The following is a 6,781-nucleotide window of genomic DNA, read 5'->3' as shown; positions in this document are numbered from 1 at the left end:
CGACACCGGCGCCCAGGGCAGCCAGGGGACCCAGGGTTTCCAGGGTTTCCAGGGCGGTACTGGTGCACAGGGCAGCCAAGGGGCTGCGGGCGCGCAGGGTGCCCAGGGCAGCACCGGCGCGCAAGGCAGTCAGGGCGGCGTCGGCGCGCAGGGCACACAAGGCAGCCAGGGTTTCCAGGGCGACACCGGCGCCCAGGGCAGCCAGGGGACCCAGGGTTTCCAGGGTTTCCAGGGCGGTACTGGTGCACAGGGCAGCCAAGGGGCTGCGGGCGCGCAAGGCGTCCAGGGCAGCACCGGCGCGCAAGGCAGTCAGGGCGGCGTCGGCGCGCAGGGAAGCCAGGGCAATCAGGGCTTCCAGGGTGGAGCTGGAGCCCAGGGCACCCAGGGCTTCCAGGGTTTCCAGGGTTTCCAGGGCGGTACTGGTGCACAGGGCACCCAAGGAGCTGTGGGCGCGCAAGGCGTTCAGGGCAGCACCGGCGCGCAAGGCAGCCAGGGCAACGTCGGTCCGCAGGGCGCGCAGGGGTTCCAGGGCGGTGCCGGTGCCCAGGGAAGTCAGGGCGGCCCCGGTGCGCAGGGCACTCAGGGATTCCAAGGCCACCAGGGATTCCAAGGCAACCAGGGCTTCCAAGGGGTCCAGGGCGCGAGTCCCGGGGCGCAGAGCACGGTCGTCTCCAACAGCGGCACAGGCCAATCCACGGTCTTTTGCCCCGCTGGTAAATTCGCCGTCGGCGGCGGCTACCAGACCACGTCGGTCGTCGGCCTCCAGATGCTCAGCAGCCGTCCTGTCGGGGGTTCCCCCGCTACTGGCTGGCAGGCCACCTCCAACGGCGTGGGCACAGTCACCGTCTACGCGGTATGCGCGCCGTGAACCCCCGCACCGTGAACTCTCCTGACCAGCCGGCCGGCGCACACGGCCGCACTGGTCAACGACGTCCGCGAGCATCGTCCGTGCAGCCGACGGTGCTTGCCCCTGCCGCCCGGCTCAGTCGCGTCACCGGATCGGCGAGGTAGCCCCCCGTGAAAACGCGGATCGCACTGTGGACCGGACTCACCGCGGCAGTCGTGGTCGCCAATGTGGCCACCGGTTGGGTCCACCTGCTCACAGGGGACCCCAAGATCACGTCTTCGACTGCGTCCGGGCCCGAGTCACCTGCGGCCAAGCGTGCCGCGCGGGCGGAGGCACTGCTCCAAGCGGGCATCAAACAGGGCGAGGCCAAGGATTTCCCCGGGGCGACGCATAGCTTCCGACAGGTCCTGGACCTGAACGTGAACCCCGCCGACAAACTCGCCTGGTACAACCTCGGCGTCATCGCCCAGCACGACAACAGGACAGCCGACGCACGCGCGGCTTACGACCACGCCCTCAAGATCGACCCGAATTTCGAATCGGCCCTCTACAACAAGGCGCTTCTGGTCGAGTCGAACCACCCCGACCAGGCCATCGCGATCCTGCGGCACATCGTGGGGGCCGACCCGAAGGCCGCCACGGCCCATCTGCACCTTGGACGGGCCCTGGCGAGGAAGGGCCGGGACAAAGAGGCCAGGGAAGCCTTCGGCCTCGCCGTCCGCGCCGACCCATCGCTTCTACAGTTCGTCCCGGAGGAGTTCCGGGATTCCGCGAGCGCAGCACTGACAGCCACTCAGGTAGGTACCACCGAATGACTTCTTCCCCGACCCCGAGGTTCTCCGTCTTCACCCCCAGCCACCGACCGCGTTTCCTGGACGAATGCCTCGCGACCCTGCAAGCGCAGACCTGCTCCGACTGGGAGTGGATCGTCCTCCTCAACAACGGCGCGCGATGGCGGCCGGAACGCCCCGACGACCGTGTCCGGCTGGAGGTTGCGGACGGCATCCGGGGGGTTGGAGCCGCCAAACGCCGTGCCTGCGAAGTGGCACGCGGTGAGATCCTCGTCGAGCTCGACCACGACGACCTGCTGGCGAAGGACTGCCTGGCGGAACTGGCGAAGGCCTTCGACGAGCATCCCGACGCCGTCTTCGTCTACAGCCACACCGCTCAGATCACCGAGGACGGAAACCGGGACGACACGCGGTTCAACGAGGCGAACGGCTGGCAGTACGAGGAGGTGGACGTCGACGGTCGCCGTCTCCTGCAAGCGATCGCCATGGCGCCGACGCCGCACAACGTGTCTTACATCTGGTACGCCCCCAACCATGTGCGGGCGTTCCGCAGGGACACCTACGAGCAGGTCGGCGGGTACGACGCCACGCGCACGGTGCTGGACGACCAGGACTTGATGTGCCGTCTCTTCCAGGCCGGTGACTTCCACTGCATCCCGCGATGCCTGTACATGCAACGCATGCATCCCGACAACACCCAGCGCGACACCGAGATCAACGCGCACATTCAGCGCGAGACCGTCGCCCTGTACGACAAATACATCGAGCCCAACGCGCTCGCCTGGACCAAGCGGCGCGGGCTGCTCGCACTGGACCTCGGCGCCGCGCACCGCAAGCCGCCCGGCTACCTGGGAGTGGACCAGTACGCACGGGACGGAGTCGACATCATTGCCACGCTGCCCGCACCCCTGGACCTCCCGGACAACTCGGTCGGTCTGCTCAGGGCGGTGGACTTCCTGGAACACGTGCCCGCGAAGGTTCCACTGATCAATGAGCTGTACCGCCTGCTGGCACCTGGCGGCATGCTCCTCACCCTCACTCCCAGCTCCGACGGCCGGGGCGCCTACCAGGACCCGACACATGTCGCCTACTACAACGAGAACTCGTTCTGGTACTACACCGACAATCAGTACCGTGCCTTCGTACCGGAGATCCAGGCCCGGTTCCAGAACTCACGGCTGGTCACCTACTTCCCGACCGACTGGCACGCCCGGAACCAGATCTCTTACGTGGTGGCCAATCTGATCGCGATGAAGGACGGCGCCGAACGCTGCGGCGGTCCCTTGCTGGTGTGACGCCCTGGGTGACGAGGTGCGTGCAGGGAACGCGGTCACCCTTCGGACTCGCCGCGTGAGCGCTGGCGAACCGGAGGGTGATCGCTGGCTCAACTCGAGCATCTCCGCGACGCACCGGGCTCTCTGGATGCGGGTACTACGTCCCCTGGGAAGGAGGCCGTATGCGGACAAGGCCGGCGGCCTGCCTCGTCAGCTCGATCACACCGTCCCGGTGACGGTGGTGAGGGCCAACGCCGATTGATCAGTCCCGGTGCGCTTCGCGGAAGGCCGGCTGTCCGCTTCTGCGAGACGTTCGGCGGGTGACTCGCCTGGTCATGAGCGTGATCGCGGCCCAGGTGATCAACGACTCCGAGTGTTGGATGAGCCGCGTCGGGTAGCGGGGACGTAGTGAGCTGTTTCAGAGTGGCCACTGAGCGGGTGATGCCGGCGGTGTGCGCAACGCACGAGGCTCCCGTGCCGTTGGGGAGGTATTCGAAGTCTCAACCCACAGGCGTAGGAGCCGCGTTGGCTCCGTATTCTGCCGCACTCGACCTGCGTGTTCGGAGCAAGCCAACGGTCTCATCGAGCAGTCCATGGAGGAGTGGGACCGCGCAGCAAGGGCGTGCCGCCCACCCCGTGAGCCAAGTTTGTCCGTGACTGGTCCGGAACAGCCGGTCTGGATTGGGAGAGATGTGGGAGAAGCTGGGAGGAACAGGAAATACCGATATCCGCGTCAAGCGGGTCGCCTCAACGGCGCCTGACGGGCAAAAGCCCGGGTCAGGCGCCGTTTCTCGTGCTCCTAGAAGAAGCCGAGCTTCTTCGGCGAGTACGAGACGAGGAGATTCTTCGTCTGCTGGTAGTGCTCCAGCATCATTTTGTGGGTTTCGCGACCTATGCCGGACTGCTTGTAGCCGCCGAAGGCGGCGTGGGCCGGGTAGGCGTGGTAGCAGTTCGTCCAGACGCGGCCCGCCTGGATGACGCGGCCCGCGCGGTAGGCCGTGTTGATGTCGCGGCTCCACACGCCGGCGCCCAGGCCGTACGCCGTGTCGTTGGCGATGCGGATCGCGTCGTCGAAGTCCTGGAACGAGGTCACCGACACGACCGGGCCGAAGATCTCCTCCTGGAAGATCCGCATGCGGTTGTCGCCCTCGAAGACCGTCGGCTGGACGTAGAAGCCGCCCGCCAGTTCGCCGCCGTGGTCGATCCGCTCGCCGCCCGTGAGGATCTTCGCGCCCTCCTGCCGGCCGATCTCCACGTACGACAGGACCTTCTTCAGCTGCTCCTCCGACGCCTGGGCGCCGATCATCGTGTCCGTGTCCAGCGGGTGTCCGGGCGTGATGAGTTCCGTACGGGCGACGGCCGCGTCGAGGAACTCGCCGTACCGGCCCCGCTCGATCAGGGCGCGCGACGGGCTCGTGCACACCTCGCCCTGGTTCAGGGCGAACATGGTGAAGCCCTCCAGCGCCTTGTCCCGCAGGTCGTCGTCGACGGTCCAGATGTCGTCGAAGAAGAGGTTCGGGCTCTTGCCGCCGAGTTCGAGGGTGACCGGCTTCAGGTGCTCGGCCGCGTACCCCATGATCAGGCGGCCGGTGGAGGTCTCGCCGGTGAACGCGATCTTCGCCACCCGCGGGCTGGACGCCAGCGGCTTGCCCGCCTCCTCGCCGAAGCCGTTGACGACGTTCACCACGCCCGGCGGCAGCAGGTCCGCCACCAGGCCCAGCCAGTAGTGCACCGAGGCCGGGGTCTGCTCGGCGGGCTTGAGCACGACCGTGTTGCCGGCTGCCAGGGCCGGGGCGAGCTTCCACACCGCCATCAGGATCGGGAAGTTCCACGGGATGATCTGGCCGACCACGCCCAGCGGCTCGTGGAAGTGGTAGGCGACGGTGTCGTCGTCGAGCTGGCTGAGCGTGCCCTCCTGGGCGCGCAGGGCGCCCGCGAAGTAGCGGAACTGGTCGATGGCGAGCGGCAGGTCGGCGGCGAGGGTCTCGCGGATCGGCTTGCCGTTCTCCCAGCTCTCCGCGACGGCCAGGGCCTCCAGGTTCTGCTCCATCCGCTCCGCGATGCGCAGCAGGATCGCCGACCGGTCCGCGGCCGACGTCCGGGCCCAGGCGGGCGCGGCCGCGTGCGCCGCGTCCAGCGCCCGTTCCACGTCCTCGGCCGTGCCGCGGGCCACCTCGGTGAACGCCTGGCCGTTCACGGGGGAGAGGTCGACGAACCAGCCACCGCGGGCGGCTTCGACGTACTCGCCGCCGATGAAGTGGCCGTAGCGGGACGCGTACGACATCAGCGCGCCCTCGGTTCCGGGCGCAGCGTAGCGGGCCATGGTGTCCTCCCCTTGCCGGGCGCGGGCCGCCGTCGGCCCGCGCTCGTCGGCGAGGTTAGGAGCGGGCAGGTTGCGGATAGGTTGCATGCCGGGACGGCCGGGACGGCCGGGACGGCCGGGTCTGCCGGGGCGTGCCCAGTTCGCTGTCCAGTGCCCGTACGCGGGCCAGCGCGGCCGGGCGGTCCGCAGGCGGCAGGGCCGCCGCCAGCGCCCGCCACACCGCCGGGTCGTCCGCGCCCCACGGCGCGCACACCCAGTCGGTCAGCAGCCCCACGTCCGCGCGGGCGATCACGGCGGCCCGGGCCTGGTCCTCGATCCGGCGCCGGAGGCGGACGATGCCGGGTGCGGTGGAGCCGGGGAGCAGCGGGCCCGCGTAGTGGTGGAGCGCGGCGGACACCGCCCCGGATGCCAGGTGCCGGGTCACGGTGGTGAAGTCCGCCTCCAGCGGAGCGGCCGTGCGGTAGGGGCGGGAGAGCGGGGCGCGGGCGCCCAACAGCCCGCGCAGCCGTGCCATTTCGGCGCGCAACGTCACCGGTGACACCGATTCGTCCTCGTAGAGCTCGATCGCCAGCTCTTCGCCGGCCAGGCCCTCGGGGTGGTGTGCGAGGAGGGCCATGATCTCGCTGTGCCGCCGTCCCAGGCGGGTGCGCGTGCCGCCGTCCGTGACGAGCAGCGCCTCGTCCTGGCCGAGGGCGCTCAGGGTGTGGGCGCCGGCCGGGACGCGGGGTAAGGGGTGCAGCAGCGCCAGGTGGGATTCCGCCGCCCGGGCCACCGCCTGTACGAACGCCAGGGAGTGGGGGTGGGCCAGGCCGTCGCCGCCGGTGATGTCCACCGCCCCCAGCACCCGGCCGGTGCGGGGATCGCGCACCGGGGCCGCCGCGCAGGTCCAGGAGTGCACCCGCCGGCTGAAGTGCTCGGCCCCGAAGACCTGCACCGGCTCCCCGACGGCGACCGCCGTGCCGGGGGCGTTGGTGCCCATCGCGGTCTCCGCCCAGCGCGCACCCGGCACGAAGCCGAGCCGCTCGGCCCGCCGCAGGGTGGCGTGCTCGCCCTCCACCCACAGCAGGCTGCCCCGCGCGTCGCACACCGCCAGCAGGTGCGAGCCGTGCGCCGCGAACGCCCCGACGAGGTCCCGGAAGAGCGGCATCACCCGGGCCAGCGGATGCCGGTCGCGGTACGAGCGCAGCTCCGCCCCGGCCAGGTCCACCTCGGGGGCGCACTCGGGGCTGACGCGGGCCCGGGCGCAGCGCCGCCAGGACCTCGCGATCACCGCCCGGACCGGCGCCTCGACCCGCCCGTCCCGGGTGAACGCGGCGTGCGCCCGGCGCAGGACGCGCGTGCGCTCGGCGGGGTCGGCCCCGCCCGGCAGTGCCACCGGCGGATCGTCCATGTCAGCCTCCCGTGGTCCCGCGGTGCCGGAGCGCCCCATGGTCGTCCCGGGCACGGGCCGCGACAAGCGCCCCACCGGCCACGAACGGTGCCGAAACGCCGTCGGCGGGAACGCGCCGGGCCGGCGGCGCGTTGGGAAGGGCAGTGGCCGTCGACA

Annotated in this window: 5 protein-coding genes and 1 pseudogene; 2 read left to right on the top strand and 4 right to left on the bottom strand. The window is 70.3% G+C overall.

What is annotated here, in order from left to right:
* Positions 1–628, bottom strand: a 628-nt coding sequence (locus AB0F11_RS05165) for a hypothetical protein (RefSeq protein ID WP_362168594.1), incomplete at its 3' end; no start/stop codon positions are given.
* Between the two features lie 389 nt (positions 629–1,017).
* Here AB0F11_RS05165 and AB0F11_RS05160 point away from each other — a divergent pair.
* Entirely contained in the window at positions 1,018–1,662 is a 645-nt protein-coding gene (locus tag AB0F11_RS05160) for a tetratricopeptide repeat protein (protein WP_362168592.1), read from the top strand.
* Entirely contained in the window at positions 1,659–2,933 is a 1,275-nt protein-coding gene (locus AB0F11_RS05155) for a glycosyltransferase (RefSeq protein ID WP_362057102.1), read from the top strand. Before AB0F11_RS05160 ends, AB0F11_RS05155 begins: the two co-directional genes overlap by 4 nt.
* 218 nt (positions 2,934–3,151) lie before the next feature.
* Here the strand turns inward: AB0F11_RS05155 and AB0F11_RS05150 are convergent.
* The 3 genes and pseudogenes from AB0F11_RS05150 to AB0F11_RS05140 form a co-directional block, all read right to left on the bottom strand.
* A pseudogene (locus AB0F11_RS05150) lies at positions 3,152–3,300 on the bottom strand (IS5/IS1182 family transposase); the annotation flags it as partial.
* A 411-nt stretch (positions 3,301–3,711) separates the two neighbouring features.
* Positions 3,712–5,235 (bottom strand): aldehyde dehydrogenase family protein, encoded by a 1,524-nt coding sequence (locus tag AB0F11_RS05145; RefSeq protein WP_362168621.1) that lies wholly within the window; start codon positions 5,233–5,235, stop codon positions 3,712–3,714.
* A 55-nt stretch (positions 5,236–5,290) separates the two neighbouring features.
* Complete coding sequence (locus tag AB0F11_RS05140) at positions 5,291–6,625, bottom strand: GAF domain-containing protein (protein WP_362168590.1); 1,335 nt, start codon at positions 6,623–6,625, stop codon at positions 5,291–5,293.
* Positions 6,626–6,781 lie beyond the last annotated feature (156 nt).

The sequence above is a fragment of the Streptomyces sp. NPDC032472 genome (assembly GCF_040636955.1).
Classification (GTDB): Bacteria; Actinomycetota; Actinomycetes; order Streptomycetales; family Streptomycetaceae; genus Streptomyces.
Note: the sequence above shows the minus strand (reverse complement) of the source record. Positions and strands in the feature narration are given on the sequence as shown.

Coding starts and splice junctions, on each gene's coding strand:
- AB0F11_RS05155 (WP_362057102.1), top strand. CDS start 1,659: ATGACTTCTTCCCCGACCCCGAGGTTCTCCGTCTTCACCCCCAGCCAC.
- AB0F11_RS05145 (WP_362168621.1), bottom strand. CDS start 5,235: ATGGCCCGCTACGCTGCGCCCGGAACCGAGGGCGCGCTGATGTCGTAC.
- AB0F11_RS05140 (WP_362168590.1), bottom strand. CDS start 6,625: ATGGACGATCCGCCGGTGGCACTGCCGGGCGGGGCCGACCCCGCCGAG.